This is a genomic window from Pseudomonas sp. S30 (genome assembly GCF_016518545.1).
In the GTDB taxonomy this organism is placed as follows: domain Bacteria; phylum Pseudomonadota; class Gammaproteobacteria; order Pseudomonadales; family Pseudomonadaceae; genus Aquipseudomonas.
This window is the reverse complement of record NZ_JACVTO010000002.1, coordinates 147,376-164,457: the sequence shown is the minus strand read 5'-3', so window position 1 is coordinate 164,457 and position 17,082 is coordinate 147,376. Positions and strand designations below refer to the sequence as shown.

The 17,082-nt window shown below is 63.8% G+C and carries 15 protein-coding genes; 8 read left to right on the top strand and 7 right to left on the bottom strand.

The genetic code is table 11. The features are described 5' to 3' along the window. Positions 1 to 17: 17 nt before the first annotated feature. Together trkA and IAE34_RS03575 are read left to right on the top strand one after the other, a co-directional pair. Positions 18 to 1,391 (top strand): Trk system potassium transporter TrkA, encoded by a 1,374-nt coding sequence (trkA, locus tag IAE34_RS03580; protein ID WP_200137478.1) that lies wholly within the window; start codon positions 18 to 20, stop codon positions 1,389 to 1,391. A 197-nt stretch (positions 1,392 to 1,588) separates the two neighbouring features. Beyond that, the gene (locus tag IAE34_RS03575) at positions 1,589 to 1,903 is read left to right on the top strand and encodes a tetratricopeptide repeat protein (RefSeq protein ID WP_200137477.1); all 315 of its coding nucleotides are present in this window, start codon (positions 1,589 to 1,591) and stop codon (positions 1,901 to 1,903) included. A 40-nt stretch (positions 1,904 to 1,943) separates the two neighbouring features. Here IAE34_RS03575 and IAE34_RS03570 read toward each other — a convergent pair whose 3' ends face one another. Both IAE34_RS03570 and IAE34_RS03565 read right to left on the bottom strand, forming a co-directional pair. Beyond that, positions 1,944 to 2,831 (bottom strand): lysophospholipid acyltransferase, encoded by an 888-nt coding sequence (locus IAE34_RS03570; protein WP_200137476.1) that lies wholly within the window; start codon positions 2,829 to 2,831, stop codon positions 1,944 to 1,946. A gap of 11 nt (positions 2,832 to 2,842) precedes the next feature. Further along, positions 2,843 to 3,424 carry a DNA-3-methyladenine glycosylase I gene (locus tag IAE34_RS03565; RefSeq protein WP_200137475.1) on the bottom strand — a complete coding sequence of 194 codons (582 nt, stop codon included), beginning with the start codon at positions 3,422 to 3,424 and terminating at the stop codon, positions 2,843 to 2,845. Between the two features lie 84 nt (positions 3,425 to 3,508). On the opposite strand from IAE34_RS03565, the gene glyQ reads away from it, so the two are divergent. From glyQ to IAE34_RS03545, 4 genes are read left to right on the top strand one after another with little or no spacing between them, the layout of a single operon-like run. Continuing rightward, positions 3,509 to 4,456, top strand: coding sequence for a glycine--tRNA ligase subunit alpha (glyQ, locus tag IAE34_RS03560; RefSeq protein ID WP_029615043.1), 948 nt, complete (start codon positions 3,509 to 3,511; stop codon positions 4,454 to 4,456). After that, complete coding sequence (glyS, locus tag IAE34_RS03555) at positions 4,453 to 6,507, top strand: glycine--tRNA ligase subunit beta (RefSeq protein WP_200137474.1); 2,055 nt, start codon at positions 4,453 to 4,455, stop codon at positions 6,505 to 6,507. The genes glyQ and glyS overlap by 4 nt, the downstream gene beginning before the upstream one ends. A 3-nt stretch (positions 6,508 to 6,510) precedes the next feature. Further along, on the top strand, positions 6,511 to 7,038 hold the full coding sequence (gmhB, locus tag IAE34_RS03550) for a D-glycero-beta-D-manno-heptose 1,7-bisphosphate 7-phosphatase (RefSeq protein WP_200137473.1): 528 nt from the start codon (positions 6,511 to 6,513) through the stop codon (positions 7,036 to 7,038). Positions 7,039 to 7,098: 60 nt separating this feature from the next. Then, positions 7,099 to 7,869, top strand: coding sequence for a lysophospholipid acyltransferase family protein (locus tag IAE34_RS03545; protein ID WP_200137472.1), 771 nt, complete (start codon positions 7,099 to 7,101; stop codon positions 7,867 to 7,869). Positions 7,870 to 8,056: 187 nt separating this feature from the next. On the opposite strand, the gene IAE34_RS03540 is transcribed toward IAE34_RS03545, so the two are convergent. Continuing rightward, complete coding sequence (locus tag IAE34_RS03540) at positions 8,057 to 9,673, bottom strand: MFS transporter (RefSeq protein ID WP_200137471.1); 1,617 nt, start codon at positions 9,671 to 9,673, stop codon at positions 8,057 to 8,059. Between the two features lie 94 nt (positions 9,674 to 9,767). Continuing rightward, positions 9,768 to 11,417 carry a GMC family oxidoreductase gene (locus IAE34_RS03535; RefSeq protein ID WP_200137470.1) on the bottom strand — a complete coding sequence of 550 codons (1,650 nt, stop codon included), beginning with the start codon at positions 11,415 to 11,417 and terminating at the stop codon, positions 9,768 to 9,770. A gap of 168 nt (positions 11,418 to 11,585) precedes the next feature. Between IAE34_RS03535 and IAE34_RS03530 the strand changes: the two genes are divergently transcribed. Next, positions 11,586 to 12,473 carry a LysR family transcriptional regulator gene (locus tag IAE34_RS03530; protein WP_200137469.1) on the top strand — a complete coding sequence of 296 codons (888 nt, stop codon included), beginning with the start codon at positions 11,586 to 11,588 and terminating at the stop codon, positions 12,471 to 12,473. Here IAE34_RS03530 and IAE34_RS03525 read toward each other — a convergent pair. Genes IAE34_RS03525 through IAE34_RS03515 form a run of 3 tightly spaced genes read right to left on the bottom strand, consistent with a single transcriptional unit; the run spans position 12,462 to position 15,466 of the window. After that, a complete protein-coding gene (locus IAE34_RS03525; protein WP_200137468.1) occupies positions 12,462 to 13,280 on the bottom strand; it encodes a sulfite exporter TauE/SafE family protein in 819 nt (272 codons plus the stop codon). The genes IAE34_RS03530 and IAE34_RS03525 overlap by 12 nt on opposite strands. After that, positions 13,277 to 14,542, bottom strand: coding sequence for an NAD(P)/FAD-dependent oxidoreductase (locus IAE34_RS03520; protein WP_200137467.1), 1,266 nt, complete (start codon positions 14,540 to 14,542; stop codon positions 13,277 to 13,279). Before IAE34_RS03520 ends, IAE34_RS03525 begins: the two co-directional genes overlap by 4 nt. Before the next feature lie 39 nt (positions 14,543 to 14,581). Further along, on the bottom strand, positions 14,582 to 15,466 hold the full coding sequence (locus IAE34_RS03515; protein WP_200137466.1) for an MBL fold metallo-hydrolase: 885 nt from the start codon (positions 15,464 to 15,466) through the stop codon (positions 14,582 to 14,584). Between the two features lie 221 nt (positions 15,467 to 15,687). Between IAE34_RS03515 and IAE34_RS03510 the strand changes: the two genes are divergently transcribed. Further along, a complete protein-coding gene (locus IAE34_RS03510) occupies positions 15,688 to 16,992 on the top strand; it encodes a sigma-54 interaction domain-containing protein (RefSeq protein WP_200137465.1) in 1,305 nt (434 codons plus the stop codon). Positions 16,993 to 17,082: the final 90 nt, after the last annotated feature.

The window sequence follows — 17,082 nt, the reverse complement described above, 5'->3', positions numbered from 1 at the left end:
GAAGTAAGGAGTAGCGGATGAAGATCATCATCCTCGGCGCAGGGCAGGTAGGCGGCACCCTGGCCGAGCACCTGGCCAGCGAAGCCAATGACATCACCGTGGTCGATACCGATGCCGAGCGCCTGCGCGACCTCGGCGACCGCCTGGACATCCGCACCGTGCAAGGCCGCGCGTCGTTGCCGACGGTGCTGCGTCAGGCCGGCGCCGACGATGCCGACATGCTGGTGGCGGTGACCAACAGCGACGAGACCAACATGGTCGCCTGCCAGGTCGCCTATTCGCTGTTCCACACGCCGACCAAGATCGCCCGGGTACGCGAATCGTCCTACCTGTCGCGTGAAGAATTGTTCGACAACGAGCACATTCCAGTGGACGTGCTCATCAGTCCCGAACAAGTGGTCACCAACTACATCAAGCGCCTGATCGAATACCCCGGCGCCTTGCAGGTCATCGACTTCGCCGACGGCAAGGCCCAACTGGTGGCGGCCAAGGCGTACTACGGCGGACCGTTAGTCGGCCAGCAACTGCGCCAGATCCGCGCCCACATGCCCAATGTGGAGACCCGCGTGGCGGCGATCTTCCGTCGCGATCGCTCGATCAAGCCCCAGGGTGACACGGTGATCGAGGCGGACGACGAGGTGTTCTTCATCGCCGCGAAAAAGGACATCCGCGCGGTGATGGGCGAGTTGCGGCGGCTCGACGAAACCAACAAGCGCGTGGTCATCGCCGGCGGCGGGCAGATCGGCGAGCGCCTGGCCGAGGCCATCGAGAGCCGCTACCAGGTGAAGATCATCGAGATGAACCCGACGCGCTGTCGACACCTGTCCGACACCCTGGACAGCACCGTGGTGTTGCAGGGCAGTGCCTCGGACAAGGACCTGATGCTCGAGGAGAACATCGCCGAAACCGACATCTTCCTGGCACTGACCAACGACGACGAGGCCAATATCATGTCGTCGCTGCTGGCCAAGCGCCTGGGCGCGCGCAAGGTGATGACCCTGATCAACAACCCGGCCTATGTCGATCTGGTCCAGGGCGGCGAGATCGACATCGCCATCAGCCCGCAACTGGCCACCATCGGCACCCTGCTGACCCATGTGCGCCGCGGCGATATCGTCAGCGTGCACTCCTTGCGTCGCGGCGCCGCCGAGGCCATCGAAGCGGTGGCACATGGTGACGCCAAGTCGAGCAAGGTGGTCGGCAAGACCATCGCCGAGATCAGCCTGCCGCCTGGGACCACCATCGGCGCGATCATCCGTTTCGACCAGGTCCTGATCGCCCATGACAACCGGATGATCGAGTCCGGCGACCACGTGATCCTGTTCGTCGTGGATAAAAAGCATATTCGCGACGTGGAGAAGCTATTCCACGTCGGCCTGAGTTTCTTCTAGGCTCTGTCTGAAAAGCCTTGATACTCGGTGATGCTGCGTTGAAAACAGCCTGGAACGCCAGCCCGGGCTGGGCGCCCCCGTCGGAATGCTCATTTACAACCTGTAAACTCCGCTTCCTCGGCTAGGCGCCCCCGGCTGTTTTCGCCTTGCCTGACCTTCGTCTCAAGACTTTTCAAACAAAGCCTAGGAGGCATGCCATGCGCGAATCGCTGGAAAAGATGCTGGCCAAGGGTGTGGATAACCCTTTGCTGCGTTTCGGCCTGGGCAAGGCCTGGCTGGATGAAGGTGACGGCGGCCAGGCGGCGCTGCACTTGGCCCGTTGCGTCGAACAGGACCCTAAGTATTCGGCCGCGTGGAAGCTCCTGGGCAAGGCCCATCAGCTTAAGGGCGATTTCGCCGCTGCCCGGCAGGCGTGGCAGGACGGCCTGGCCGCGGCGCAGGCCCACGGCGACAAGCAGGCCGAGAAGGAGATGACGGTGTTCCTCAGGAAGCTCGACAAGCTCAACGGCTGACGCGGGCCTGGATCAGGCGCCGCGCCTGCCCGCGCTGGCCTCAATACCAGCGCGCTTCGCCCGCCGGGCGCTTCTTGAAGCGCTTCATGCTCCACATGTACTGGCTGGGGTAGTCGCGCACGTAACGCTCCACCACCTGGCTCATGGCCGTGGCCGCCTCGGTCACGTCGGTGCTGTACATCGCCTCGGGCGCCGCCTCCAGGAATACCTTGAAACCCGAGCCGTCCGGCAGCCGCACGGCATGCAGGAACACGCCCACCGCCTTGCCGCCAGCGAGCATGTTGGGCACGAACTTGCTGGTCAACGCCTGGGTGCCGAGAAAAGGCACGAACACCCCGGCCGATTCGGCCGGCTCCGGGTCGGCGGGGATACCCACCTGACCGCCCCGGCGCACCTCCTTGATCACGCTGAGGATGCCCTCCTTGGTGGACGGCGCGACCCGGTTGCCCATCTGCACCCGCTGCTCGCGCAGCAGGTCGTCCACCGCCTTGAGCTTGGGCGGGCGGTAGAAGATGATCGGCTTGCACTGGTTGCAGTAGAAGTGGTTCAGCACCTCCCAGTTGCCCAGGTGGCTGGTGATGCCCACCACGCCCTTGCCGGTGGCCAGCGCCTGCTCCAGCACCTGCAGCCCATGCACTTCCTTGACCAGCGCCAGCGACTGCTGCGGCGGGCGGATCCAGGCCCAGGCACTTTCCACGAACGACTTGCCGATGTCCTTCAACGCACGCCCCACCAGTTGCTCACGCTCACTGGCCTGCATCTCGGGGAAGCACTTGGCGAGGTTGACGCGCACCACGTTGCGCGAGCCGTTGGGCAGCTTCCACATCAGCCAGCCGATACCGGCCCCCACGCGCTGCACCGCGCTCCAGGGCAATTTGGCGAACAGGCGAAGCACCCCGACCATCAGGGCACCCTTGAACTTTTCCACAGGCCGATTCCTTATTTCTGCAAGGCGGGCATTGTAGCGTCTCGTTGCGCCAGCGCGGGGTAGCGATCGCAGTCGGTGGTGTGATCCATGACCATGCCGGTGGCCTGCATGAAGGCATAGCAGATGGTCGGGCCGACGAAGGTGAAGCCCTTTTTCTGCAACGCCTTGCTCATGGCCGTGGCTTCTTCGCTGACGCTGGGAACGTCGCCGCGACCCTGCCGGTGATTGATCTTCGGCTCGCCGCCGACGAACGACCACAGCCATTGCCCGGGATCATCCAGCGCCAGCCAGGCCCGGGCGTTGCGCCGCACGGCATTGAGCTTGAGGCGATTGCGAATGATGCCAGGGTCGAGCATCAACGCCTCGATGCGTTCGTCGCTCATCTCTGCCAGACGATGTGGGTCGAAGCCGTCCAGCACCTGGCGATAACGCTCGCGCTTCTTCAGTACCGTGATCCACGACAGCCCGGCCTGGAACCCTTCGAGCAAAAGCATCTCGAAGAGCAACGCCGGGTCGCGCTGCGGGGTTCCCCATTCCTGGTCATGGTAGGCCTGATACAAGGGATCGTCGGTACACCAGAAGCAGCGCGGCATAAGGCTCCAATTACGTAGAGGGCGAGGCGAATCGGGTTATACTCCCGCTCTTTACATCCGCATCCCCAGATACAGGTGAATTTCGTGAGCCAGCCTACGCCAGCCGTGCGTACCTTCCAAGACCTGATCCTCGCCCTGCAGAACTACTGGGCCGAGCAAGGTTGTGTGGTACTTCAGCCCTACGATATGGAAGTAGGCGCCGGCACTTTCCACACCGCCACCTTCCTGCGCGCCGTGGGCCCGGAGACCTGGAACGCCGCCTACGTGCAGCCCAGCCGTCGCCCTGCCGACGGACGGTACGGCGAGAACCCCAACCGCCTGCAGCACTACTATCAGTTCCAGGTGGTGCTCAAGCCGAACCCGGCCAACTTCCAGGAGCTGTACCTGGGCTCGCTGAAGGCGATCGGCCTGGATCCGCTGGTCCACGACATCCGTTTCGTCGAAGACAACTGGGAATCGCCGACCCTCGGTGCCTGGGGCCTGGGTTGGGAAATCTGGCTCAACGGCATGGAAGTCACCCAGTTCACCTACTTCCAGCAGGTCGGCGGCATCGAGTGCTATCCGGTCACCGGTGAAATCACCTACGGCCTGGAACGCCTGGCCATGTACATTCAGGGTGTGGATTCGGTGTACGACCTGGTGTGGGCCGACGGCCCGTTCGGCAAGGTCAGCTACGGCGACGTGTTCCACCAGAACGAAGTGGAGCAGTCGACCTACAACTTCGAGCACGCCAACGTCGAGAAGCTGTTCGAGCTGTTCGACTTCTACGAAAGCGAAGCCAACCGCCTGATCAAGCTGGAGCTGCCGCTGCCGACCTACGAAATGGTCCTGAAGGCGTCGCACACCTTCAACCTGCTCGACGCCCGCCGCGCCATCTCGGTGACCGAGCGCCAGCGCTACATCCTGCGCGTGCGCACCCTGGCCCGCGACGTGGCGCAAAGCTATCTGCAAGCCCGCGCACGCCTGGGCTTCCCGATGGCCACCCCCGAACTGCGTGACGAAGTACTGGCCAAGCTGGAGGCTGCACAATGAGTGCGCAAGATTTCCTGGTTGAACTGGGCACCGAAGAGCTGCCACCCAAAGCCCTCGCCAGCCTCGGCGACGCCTTCCTGGCCGGCATCGAGAAAGGCCTGCAGGCCGCCGGCCTGAACTACTCCGGCAAGTCGGTGTACGCCGCACCGCGCCGTCTGGCCGTGCTCATCCGCCAGCTCGACGTGCAACAGCCCGACCGCAGCATCAACATCGATGGTCCGCCCCGCCAAGCGGCCTTCGATGCCGACGGCAACCCGACCCAGGCCGCCCTGGGCTTCGCCAAGAAATGCGGCGTGGAGCTGGCGGACATCGACCAGAGCGGCGCCAAGCTGCGCTTCTCCCAGCACATTCCGGGCAAGGCCACTGCCAGCCTGCTGCCGACCATCGTCGAAGATTCGCTCAACGACCTGCCGATTCCCAAGCGCATGCGCTGGGCGGCCAGCCGTGAGGAATTCGTGCGTCCCACCCAGTGGCTGGTGATGCTGCTGGGCGACCAGGTGGTGGACTGCACGCTGCTGTCGCAGAAGGCCGGCCGCGACTCGCGGGGTCACCGTTTCCACCACCCGGAAAACGTCACCATCAGCGCGCCGGCCAATTACGTCGAGGACCTGCGCAAGGCCTACGTGCTGGCTGACTTCTCCGAGCGCCGGGCGCTGATCGCCAAGCGCACCGAGGAACTGGCTCGCCAGCAGGAAGGCACCGCCATCGTGCCGCCTGCGCTGCTGGATGAAGTGACCGCGCTGGTGGAGTGGCCGGTGCCGCTGGTGTGCTCGTTCGAGGAGCGCTTCCTCGACGTGCCCCAGGAAGCCCTGATCACCACCATGCAGGACAACCAGAAATACTTCTGCCTGCTCGACAGCGACGGCAAGCTGTTGCCGCGCTTCATCACCGTGGCCAACGTCGAGAGCCGCGATCCGCAGCAGATCGTCCAGGGCAACGAGAAGGTGGTGCGTCCGCGCCTCACCGACGCCGAGTTCTTCTTCAAGCAGGACAAGAAGCAGAAGCTCGAGACCTTCAACGAGCGCCTGAAGAACGTGGTGTTCCAGGCGCAGTTGGGCACGGTCTTCGACAAGGCCGAGCGGGTTTCCAGGCTGGCGGCCTACATTGCCCCGTTCATCGGCGGCAGTGCGGTCAACGCCGGTCGTGCCGGCCTGCTGTCCAAGTGCGACCTGGCCACCGAGATGGTCGGCGAGTTCCCGGAAATGCAGGGCATCGCCGGTTACTACTACGCCGTCAACGACGGTGAAGCCCAGGACGTCGCGCTGGCCCTGAACGAGCAGTACATGCCGCGCGGTGCTGGCGCCGAGCTGCCCGAAACCCTCACCGGGGCGGCGGTGGCCATCGCCGACAAGCTCGACACCCTGGTCGGTATCTTCGGCATCGGCATGCTGCCCACCGGCAGCAAGGACCCCTACGCCTTGCGCCGCGCCGCACTGGGCGTGCTGCGCATCCTCATCGAGAAGCAGTTGGACCTGGACCTGACCGCTGCGGTCGAGTTCGCGGTCAAGCAGTACGGCAGCAAGGTCAAGGCTGCGGGCCTGGCCGAGCAGGCGCTGGAGTTCATCTTCGATCGCCTGCGGGCGCGCTACGAAGACGAAGGCGTGGACGTCGCCACCTACCTGTCGGTGCGCGCCCTGAAGCCGTCTTCGGCACTGGACTTCGACCAGCGCGTGCAGGCCGTGCAGGCCTTCCGCAAGCTGCCCGAGGCCGATGCGCTGGCAGCGGTGAACAAGCGCGTGTCGAACCTGCTGAGCAAGGCCGAAGGCGCCATCGCCGAACAGGTGGAGCCGAAGTACTTCGACAACGCCAACGAGTTCTCCCTGTATTCGGCCATCCAGCAGGCCGACCAGGCCGTGCAGCCGATGGCTGCGGCGCGCCAGTACCGTGAGTCGCTGGCGCGGCTGGCGGCACTGCGCGATCCGGTCGACGCCTTCTTCGAGGCAGTGATGGTCAATGCCGAAGACGCCAAGGTCCGCGCCAACCGCTATGCCCTGCTCAGCCGCCTGCGCGGGCTGTTCCTGGGCGTGGCCGACATCTCGCTGCTGGGGTAAGCCTTGAAACTGCTGATTCTCGATCGCGACGGCGTGATCAACCACGACTCCGACGCCTACATCAAGTCGCTGGAGGAATGGATCCCCATTCCCGGCTCGATCGAGGCCATCGCGCAGTTGAGCCAGGCGGGCTGGACGGTGGCCGTGGCCACCAACCAGTCCGGCATCGCCCGCGGTTATTATTCGCTGGCCACGCTCGAGGCCATGCACGCGCGCCTGCGCGAGCTGGTCGCCGAGCAGGGCGGCGAGGTCGGACTGATCGTTCATTGTCCCCACGGACCGGACGACGGCTGCGATTGCCGCAAGCCCCAACCGGGGATGCTGCGCACCATCGCCGAGCATTACCGCACGCCGCTGGCCGGTGTATGGTTCGTGGGTGACAGCCCGGGTGACCTGCAAGCCGCCGCGGCCGTCGCAGCACAGCCGGTGCTGGTGAAAACCGGCAAGGGCCTGCGCACCCTGGAAAAGGGCGTTGGCCAGGACACCTTGATTTACGACGATCTGGCGGCCATCGCCAGAGCACTCATTTAAAGAGTGCGCCCTCGGGCGCGCTTCATCAGGCGGGCAGGTCCCGCAACGGTACATGCCACTATGTCGATCCTGCAGGCGATCAGAATCTTTCTTTTTTACCTGCTGCTGGGCACCAGCTCGCTGCTATGGTGCTCGCTGAGCTTCTTCATCGCGCCGTTCCTGTCGTTTCCCAGACGCTACCGATTCATCAACGTGTACTGGTGCCGCTGCGCGTTGTTCCTCACGCGCTCGATCCTGGGCATCGACTACAAGATCACCGGCGCCGAGCACGTGCCAGAGCAGCCGTGCGTGATCCTGTCCAATCACCAGAGCACCTGGGAAACCTTCTTCCTGTCGGCCTATTTCTCGCCGCTGAGCCAGGTGCTCAAGCGTGAATTGCTGTACGTACCGTTCTTCGGCTGGGCCATGGCCATGCTGCGGCCGATCGCCATCGACCGCGACAATCCGAAAGAAGCGCTGCGTCATGTCGCCAGCAAGGGCGACGAACTGCTCAAGCAGGGCATCTGGGTACTGATCTTCCCCGAAGGCACTCGGGTGCCGTACGGCCAGGTGGGCAAGTTCTCACGCGGGGGTACGGCATTGGCGGTCAACGCCGGTCTGCCGATCCTGCCGATCGCGCACAACGCCGGCAAGTTCTGGCCCAAGACCGGCTGGGGCAAGCGTTCGGGGACCATCGAGGTGGTCATCGGCGAGCCGATGTACGCCAACGGTACAGGGCCTCGCGCCATTGCCGAACTCAACGACCGCGCCCAGGCGTGGAACGAAGCCACGCAACGGAACATGGGTTCACTGCCGCCGGTGGCGCAGACACCCGTGGAGCCGGTTGCCTGATATCTGTGGATAAGGTGTGAACAAATTCGGGATTACCTGTCCATAATTCCGCTTAAGCGGCTGTATTTGCTACTTATTTTAGTTTCAAGGATTTTTCCTGAAATCGTGCATAAGTTTTTTCGAGCGATAAAAAACCGGCTTTCCATAGCCGGTTTTTTTGTGTTCCCTGACTGCGTTTCAGCGACCATCAGACCTTGTCGATATCCACATCCTTGGTCTCCTTGAGGCAGAAAATGCCCACCACCAGGCTCACCCCCGTGATCAGCACCGGGTACCACAACCCATAGAAGATATCCCCGGTATACACCACCAATGCGAAGGACACCGTCGGCAGGAAACCGCCGAACCAGCCATTGCCGATATGGTAGGGCAGCGACATCGAGGTGTAGCGAATACGCGTGGGGAAGAGTTCGACCATCACGGCCGCCAGCGGGCCGTAGGTCATGGTCGCGATCAGAATCATCGCCACGATCAACAGCACCACCATCGCCTGGTTGACCTGCGCCGGATCGGCCTTGGCCGGATAGCCGGCTTGCTCGATGGCCGAGCGCATGGCCGCTTCATCGAAGCCGCTGATGGTCCGCTCGCCGATGCTCACCGAGACATCGCTGCCGGTCGCCGCCACCGAACTGTAGGGCAGACCCTGCTTGACCAGGAACGTCTTGACCTTGTCGCAGGGGCTGTCGAAACGCGCCTTGCCCACCGGATCGAACTGGAAGGTGCAGCCCTGCGGATCGGCGCTCACCACGATCGGCGACTGCCGGCTCGCTGCGTCGATCTGCGGATTGGCGTAGTAGCTCAGGGCCTTGAACATCGGGAAGTAACACAGCGTGGCCAACAACAGACCGAGCATCAGGATCGGCTTGCGGCCGATGCGATCGGACAGCCAGCCGAAGAACACGAAGAACGGCGCTCCGATCACCACGCTGATGATCAACAGGGTATTGGCCTGTGCCGGGTCCATCTTGAGCATCTGGGTCATGAAGAACAGCACGTAGAACTGCGCGGTGTAGAAGGTCACCGCTTGACCGGCGTTGATGCTGAACAGGGCAGTGAGCACCACCTTGAGGTTCGGCCAGGAGGTGAACGACTCGCGGATCGGCGACTTGCTGACCTTGCCCTGTGCCTTCATTTTCACGAAGGCCGGCGACTCGTGCATGCTCATGCGGATCCAGGTGGAGATGCCCAGTAGCACGATGGACAGCAGAAATGGCAGGCGCCAGCCCCAGGTCTCGAACTGATCGCCGCTCACATAGCGGCTGCCCAGCACCACGATCAGGGACAGCAGCAGCCCCAAGGTAGCGGTGGACTGGATGAACCCGGTGTGGAACCCGCGCTTGCCAGGCGGCGCATGCTCGGCGACATAGGTGGCCGCGCCGCCGTATTCCCCACCCAAAGCAAGGCCTTGCAGCATGCGCAACACCACCAGGATGATGGGCGCCGCGATGCCGATGCTGGCGTAGGTGGGCAGCAGGCCGACCGCGAAGGTCGACAGCCCCATCAGCACGATGGTGATGAGGAAGGTGTACTTGCGTCCGATCATGTCTCCCAGGCGACCGAACACCAAGGCGCCGAAGGGCCGCACCAGGAAGCCTGCGGCGAAGGCCATGAGCGCGAAGATGAAAGCCGTGGTGTCGTTGACCCCAGCGAAGAACTGCTTGCTGATCACCGCTGCCAGCGCACCGTAGAGAAAGAAGTCATACCATTCGAACACGGTGCCCAGGGAGGAGGCGAAGATGATCTTGCGCTCCTCGCGCCGGCTGTGGGTGGCGGTCGCGCCCTGTTGCTGGATGTAGTCCGACATGTCGCTGTCCTCGGCCCGAAGGCCACAGTGATTATTGTTCTTGTTCCACTGTCGGCAGCCACGACTACAGGCTGCCGGTTTCGCATTCACCCGGTCAGGGGGTGGATACGGTGTTGCGGTCGCTGAGATCGAGCTGGCTGGGGATGCCCTGGAGGATCAGCTGCGCGGCTTTCTCGGCGATCATCAGGGTCGGTGAACAGGTATTGCCCGACACGATCTGCGGCATGATCGACGCATCGACCACGCGCAGGCCGGGGACGCCGTGAACCCGCAGCTGGTGGTCCACGACGTCCAACGCCCCGTTGCCCATCCGGCAGGTCCCGACCGGATGGAAGATCGTGGTGCCGATCTTGCCAGCGGCTTCGTACAGCTGTTCCTCGGTCTGCAGCGCCGCACCGGGCAGGTATTCCTCGGGATCGAACTGCGCCAGGGCAGGGGCCTGGACGATGCGTCGGGTGAGGCGGATGCTGTCGGCGGCGACCTTCAGGTCCTGGGCATCGCTCAAGTAGTTGGGGTCGATCAGCGGTGGCTCATTCACATCTGCCGAGCGGATGTCGACGCGCCCTCGGCTGGCCGGGCGCAGATTGCACACCGAAGCGGTGAAGGCCGGAAAATGATGCAGTGGCTCGCCGAAGCGTTCGAGTGACAGCGGCTGCACGTGATACTGGACGTTGGCACGGGTCTGCTCGGGGCCGGAGCGCGCGAAGGCGCCAAGCTGGCTCGGCGCCATGGCCAGCGGACCGCTGCGGTCGTAAAGATAGCGCAGGCCCATGCCCAGCTTGCCCCACAGGCTGTTGGCCATCTGGTTGAGCGTGTGGGTATTGCGAATGCGGTAGATCAAGCGCAACTGCAGGTGATCCTGCAGGTTGCCGCCGACACCGGGTAGTTCATGCCGAAGCGCTATCCCCAGGTCATGCAGCAGGCGGCGTGGTCCGAGACCTGAGCGCTGCAGGATACCCGGCGAGCCGATCGCACCGGCACAGAGGATGATCTCGCGGCGCGCACGGAATTCGTGCCAGGCGCCTTGCCAGCGCGCCTTGACCGCCGTGGCGCGAGTCTGATCGAGCAGAACCTGGTCGACCTGTACCTCGGTGAGCACGGTCAGGTTGGGCCTGGAGCGAACCGGGCGAAGGAATGCCTTGGCTGCATTCCAGCGTACGCCACTGCGCTGGTTGACCTGAAAATAACCACAGCCCGCGTTGTCGCCGGTGTTGAAGTCCTCGACCTTCTCGATACCCACCTGCTCGGCGGCGTCGCGAAACGCATGCAGAATCGGCCAGCTGTAGCGTTGCTGTTCGACTCGCCACTCGCCCGCCCCGCCATGGTGGTCGTTGGCGCCAGCGAAGTGCTGTTCGCTGGCCTTGAACACCGGCAGCACCTCCTTCCAGCTCCAACCGGCATTGCCCAGTTCGGCCCAGCCGTCGTAGTCCGCGGCCTGGCCGCGCATGTAGATCATGCCGTTGATGGAGGAACAGCCGCCCAGCACCTTGCCGCGGGGGTAGCCCAGGGCGCGGTTGTCCAGCCCTGGCTGGGCTTGAGTCTTGAAGCACCAGTCGGTACGTGGATTGCCGATGCAGTACAGGTAGCCGACCGGCACGTGAATCCAGGGATAGTTGTCACGTCCCCCGGCTTCGAGCAGCAGCACCCGGCAGGACGGATCGGCGGACAGACGATTGGCCAGCAGGCAGCCGGCGGGTCCGGCGCCGACCACCACGTAGTCGTAGAGGGAATCGGTCGATGACATGGGTAGCCTCGGGCCTGTTTTTGTTCTTGTTCCAATAGAGCTTAGTGCGTAATTTCGTGGTGGAAACACGTGATTTCGCGCACCCGTTGTGCGTTTTAGCACAGCCCTGGCATGCGGCATGTGCCGCCGGCGCCGAAGGGCCTTTCTAAACCCGCTGGGAGCTCATGCATGTTCGACTGGAACGATCTGCGGTTTTTCCTCGAACTGCACCGCAGCGGCCGCCTGCTGACCGCGGCCAGGCGCCTCAACACCACCCACAGCACGGTGGCGCGGCACATCGAGCGCATCGAGCGGCACCTGGGTACGGCGCTGTTCGTTCAACATGCCCAGGGTTACGAGTTGACGCCTTCGGGGCTTGCGCTGCTCAAGCATGCCGAAGCCATGGAGAACGTGGCACTGTTGGCGCAGGAGGAAATCACCCAGGCCATGACGCCACTTGGCAAGGTCCGCCTGGGCGTGACGGAAGGAATCGGTATCCAGTTCTTCACACCGCGCCTCGGGGCGCTGTTCGAAAGCTACCCTGGCCTGGAAGTCGAACTGGTGGCCGTCCCGCGCTTCGTCAGCATCCTGAACCGGGAGGCGGAAATCAGCATTCATCTGGAACGGCCCAATGCAGACCTGCTGATCACTCGCAAGCTCACCGATTACCGCCTGGCGCTCTACGCCAGCCCCGCGTATCTGGAGCGCGCAGCACCGCTTCGACACCGTGAGGACCTAGCGCGCCACACCTGGATCGGCTACGTCGACGACTTGATCTTCAGCCAGGAGCTGCTGTTCCTCAACAGCTTCTGCCGCACGCCCAACGTGGTGTTTCGCAGCACCAGCGTGATCGCCCAGCAGCAGGCCGCTCGTGCCGGCCTGGGCATCGCGGTGCTGCCCAACTACATGGCGCGTCACGACCCCGAGCTGGTCAGGGTGCTACCCGGCGAGACCATCCAGCGCAGCTACTGGATCTGCACCCGGCGCGAGCTGCACAGGTCGGTGCGCCTGAGAGTCGTCTGGGACTATCTGCTCAAGCTCTGCGCCGAACAGCAGCACCAACTGCTAGCCCAGTAGCGCCTTGGCAAGCAGGGAGGCGGCTGCGCCCCAGCCGGCCAGCGCGAACAACTGCTGTAGACGCGGGCCGGCCAGTCTGGCGGCCAGGGGCCTTGCTGCCAGCAGGCCCACGACCGCCCCGCAGGCGAACGGCGCGCCCACCTGCCAGTACAGTACGCCGCCCAGGCTGGCACTCACCACGCTACCCAGCGACACCAGGGCGATGACGGCCAGAGAAGTGGCGACGACGCTTTTCATGTCCAGGTTGGTGTAGCGGTTCAGCGCCGGGATGATGACGAAGCCACCGCCCACACCCAGCAGCCCGGACAGCAGCCCCGAGACTGCACCGGTGACTGCCAGCGCACGTGCACACGGCAGCGTCCAGCGCAGGCGACCCTGCAACGGGTTGAGCACGCAGGGCATGATCTGGCGTGCGGCGCACGGCGATTGACCACGCAGTTCGAGTACCGCCTTGCGCCAGATGCGCGCGCTGGCATAGATCAGCACCAGCGAAAAGACCACTGCCAGCGGCGCATTCGGCACCCGATGGGCAAGCCATAGCCCCAGCGGTGCGAAGGCGATCCCCACGAGCGCGATCAGCAGTGCAGCTCTGTAGCGCACCCGGCCCTGCCGCAGCCCCAGCACCGCCCCAACGGCCGCTGCCAGCCCCACGGCCAGGAGCCCGATCGGGGCCGCCTCGACCATCGACAGGCCCAGGCCGAAGACCAGCAACGGTACCGCGAGGATCCCGCCCCCGGCGCCGGTGAGCGCCAGCACCGCACCGATCAGCGCACCGAGGATGCCACCCAGCAGCTGATGTTCGATCACTTGGACGACTCGACCGCCATCGGCTGGGGACGCGCCAGCCACTCGCGGCCCTTGAGCATGGCCTTCCAGTACAGCGGCGGCAGCACCCGCGCCTTCAGCCACCAGGCCAGCCGAGTCGGCTCGCGCCCATCGAGCAGCCAGCGTGGAAAGCTCGGGGCCAGCTTGCCACCATAGGTGAATTCGGCCAGCACGATCTTGCCGCGCTCGACGGTGAGCGGGCACGACCCATAGCCATCGTAGGCCGCCAGTGTGCCGGGTCGGCCCAAGGCCAGCAGAACGTTGTTCGCGACCACCGGCGCCTGCTTGCGTGCAGCCGCTGCGGTCTTGGCATTGCTGGTATTGATCACGTCGCCCAGACCGTGCACGTTGGCGAACCGACGATGGCGCAGGCTGTGCGGGTCCACCTCCACCCAGCCCGAGCCATCGGCCAGCGGGCTGTGCCGGATGAAGTCCGGCGCGACCTGCGGCGGCACCACGTGCAGCATGTCGAAGGCTTCGCTGTGGGTTGTGCTGCTGCCATCGGCCAAGGTTCGCTCAAAGGTGGCAAGCCGGTTCGGGCCATCCACGGCCACCAGCCGCTCGCTGAAGTTGAGGTCCACCGCGTACTTGTCGATGTAGCGCATCAACGCCGGTACGTAGTCGGCCACGCCGAACAGGACACCGCCGGCGTTGAAGAAGGCAGGTCTGATCGCGCCCAGGCGTCCGGTGCGCAGCCAGTGGTCACAGGACAGGTACAACGCCTTCTGTGGAGCGCCTGCGCATTTGATCGGCATGGGCGGCTGGCTGAACAGCGCGCGCCCTTGTTGCAGTGACTGCACCAGCTGCCAGGTGTAGGGGGCCAGGTCGTAGCGGTAGTTGGAGGTCACGCCATTGCGTCCCAACGTGTCTTCGAGCCCTTCGATGGCGCTCCAGTCGAGCTTGAGGCCGGGGCAGACCACCAGTTGCTCGTACGTCAGCGTGCGACCGTCCTCCAGCGTCACCTGCCGTTGCTCGGGCGCGAAGCCGACCACTCGCGCCTGTATCCAATGCACTCCGGTGGGCAGCAGATCCGCCGTGTCGCGCGCCGTGGAAGAGGCCTCGAAGACGCCGGCACCGACCATCGTCCAGCCAGGCTGGTAGTAATGCACGGCGGACGGATCGATGAGGGCGATGTCCAGCGTGGGATCACGCCTGATGAGGCTGGAGGCGGTGGCGATACCAGCGGCTCCGGCCCCCACGATCAGCACTTGATGATGGACGGGAGAAGCATGCAGGGCAGACATGGGGTGTCCTTTGATTCTGATAATGAAAAGGGCCGAGGCTCACAGCAGGTTCAGCGGGATCTTCAGGTAGCGCACGCCGTTGTCTTCAGGCTCCGGTAACTGGCCGCTGCGCATGTTCACCTGCACCGAAGGCAAGATCAGTACCGGCATCTCCAGCGTGGCATCACGCGCCTCGCGCATCGCCACGAAGCAGTCCTCGCTGACGCCTGAATGAACGTGCACGTTGTGCTCACGTTGCTCGGCCACCGTGGTGACGTAGCGCATCTGGCGACCGCCAGGCAGGTAGTCATGGCACATGAACAGGCGGGTGCTGTCGGGCAGGGCGAGCAGGCGCTGGATCGAGCGGTACAAGGTACGCGCGCTGGCGCCCGGAAAATCGCAACGGGCGGTGCCGTAGTCCGGCATGAACAAGGTGTCGCCGACGAACACCGCCCGCTCATCGCCGTCCTCGACCTGGTAGCTCATGCAGGCCGGTGTATGCCCAGGGGTGTGCAACGCACGCGCATGAAGGTTGCCGATGCGAAACAGGTCGTTGTCGTGGAACAGGACATCGAACTGACTGCCGTCACGGGCGAAGCCCGGATCTGCATTGAACAGGGCGCCGAAGGTCTTCTGCACCTGGGTGATATGCGCACCGATGGCGACCTTGCCACCCACCTGCTGCTTGAGATAGGCCGCCGCGGAGAGATGATCCGCATGTACATGGGTCTCCAGGATCCACTGCACCTGGGCATCCAGCGCCTCGACCCGCTCGAGCAGCCGGTCGGCCGAATTGCGATCGGTACGACCGGACTTGGGGTCGTAGTCCAGTACGCTGTCGATCAGGGCGCACTGGCGCGTTTCCCTGTCCATCACCAGATAGCTCAAGGTGGAGGTCGCCGGGTCGAACAGGGCGTCCACATGAAGGTTGTTGCCGATGATCATTGCAGTCTCCAAAGCGCTGCCTAGCCGGGCAGCGCCACAGGCAGGGACTGACCCTGTTTCAAGATGCATGCCAGCCAATCGAACCCCGAATTACCGAGGCTCCCGCGCGCTTGGCGGAGTACCGCCGACTGTTTGGCAGTCGAACTGGCAGAAGGTTGGCAGTCTGTGGCGGTGTTTGGCAGTCCTTGCTAACCTCGCTGACAGTCCTACTCGGTAAGCCCATGTCAGAACTCGCTGCTGCAAATCATCCCGCCATCCTGGCGCTGATCTCCTACCTGGAGCACGACCCGCTGCCCTGCATCGTGCTGGACACCGACTACAACATTCTTGCCGCCAATGCCGCCTACCGACGCCAGTTCGCTGCCGAAAATCGGGCGCCATTGGGAGAGAAGTGCCATCGGGTTTCTCACCACTATGCGGTGCCCTGCGACCAGGCCGGCGAACATTGCCCACTGCGTAAAGCCTGGGACAGCAAGGCGCCCGAGCGAGTGCTGCACATTCACCATACCCCGCGTGGCCCGGAGCATGTGGATGTGGAACTGCGACCGATCCTCGACGAGCGGGGCAGGGTGGTAGCGTTCGTCGAGCGTCTGACCACCGTTACCCTGGCCTCGGCACAGCCCCAGCAACAAGGCCTGGTCGGCCAATCGGCGGCATTCAAGACGGCACTGGCGAGTCTGCAGCGGGCCGCGCCGGCGCAGATTCCGGTATTGCTGCAAGGCGAGTCGGGAACGGGCAAAGAGCTGTTCGCCCGTGCAGTGCATCTGGGAAGCCCGCGCAGCAGTGGGCCTTTGGTCGTGGTGGACTGCACCGGACTCACCGAGTCGCTGTTCGAGAGCGAACTGTTCGGTTACGAGAAAGGGGCTTTTACCGGCGCCACCCAGCGCAAGATCGGTCTAGCCGAAGCGGCCCATGGCGGCACGCTGTTTCTCGATGAGATCGGCGAAGTGCCGCTGGCGATGCAAGTCAAGCTGCTGCGTCTGATCGAAACCGGAAGCTTTCGTCCGGTTGGCAGTCTGCGCACCGTCCATTCGGACTTTCGCTTGATCTGCGCCACTCACAAGCCGCTCAAGTCCATGGTGGCCGACGGCAGCTTTCGCGAAGATCTGTACTACCGCATCAGCGGTTTTCCCATCCGGCTGCCTTCGCTGAGGGACCGTGTCGAAGATCTGCCGCTGTTGATCGACAGTCTTCTGCAACGCATTGCTGGCAAAGGCCAGGCGCAGATCGATCCACAAGCAATCGAACGCCTTAGCCTCCATCCATTTCCTGGAAACATCCGTGAGTTGCGTAATGTGCTCGAGCGTGCCTGGCTGTTCGCCGATGATGGCATCATTCGCGCTGAACATGTGCTGGATCCCATAGATGTCATTAGTAACCGGCCCTCGCACGAGCGAACCGCGCCTGAGCTCGGCGCACTCGCTCACGCCTTGAACAACTTCAAGGGGTCGCGAAAAGCGCTGGCCAGGGAGCTGGGCATGAGCGAGCGAACGCTATACCGACGACTCAAGGATCTGGAATTATGAGTCGGCCTACACTCGATGTTTCACGTGGAACATTCGCATCCAAAGTGTCTCACTGTGGCGTATGGCTCAAGATGCATGGCTGACGGTTGA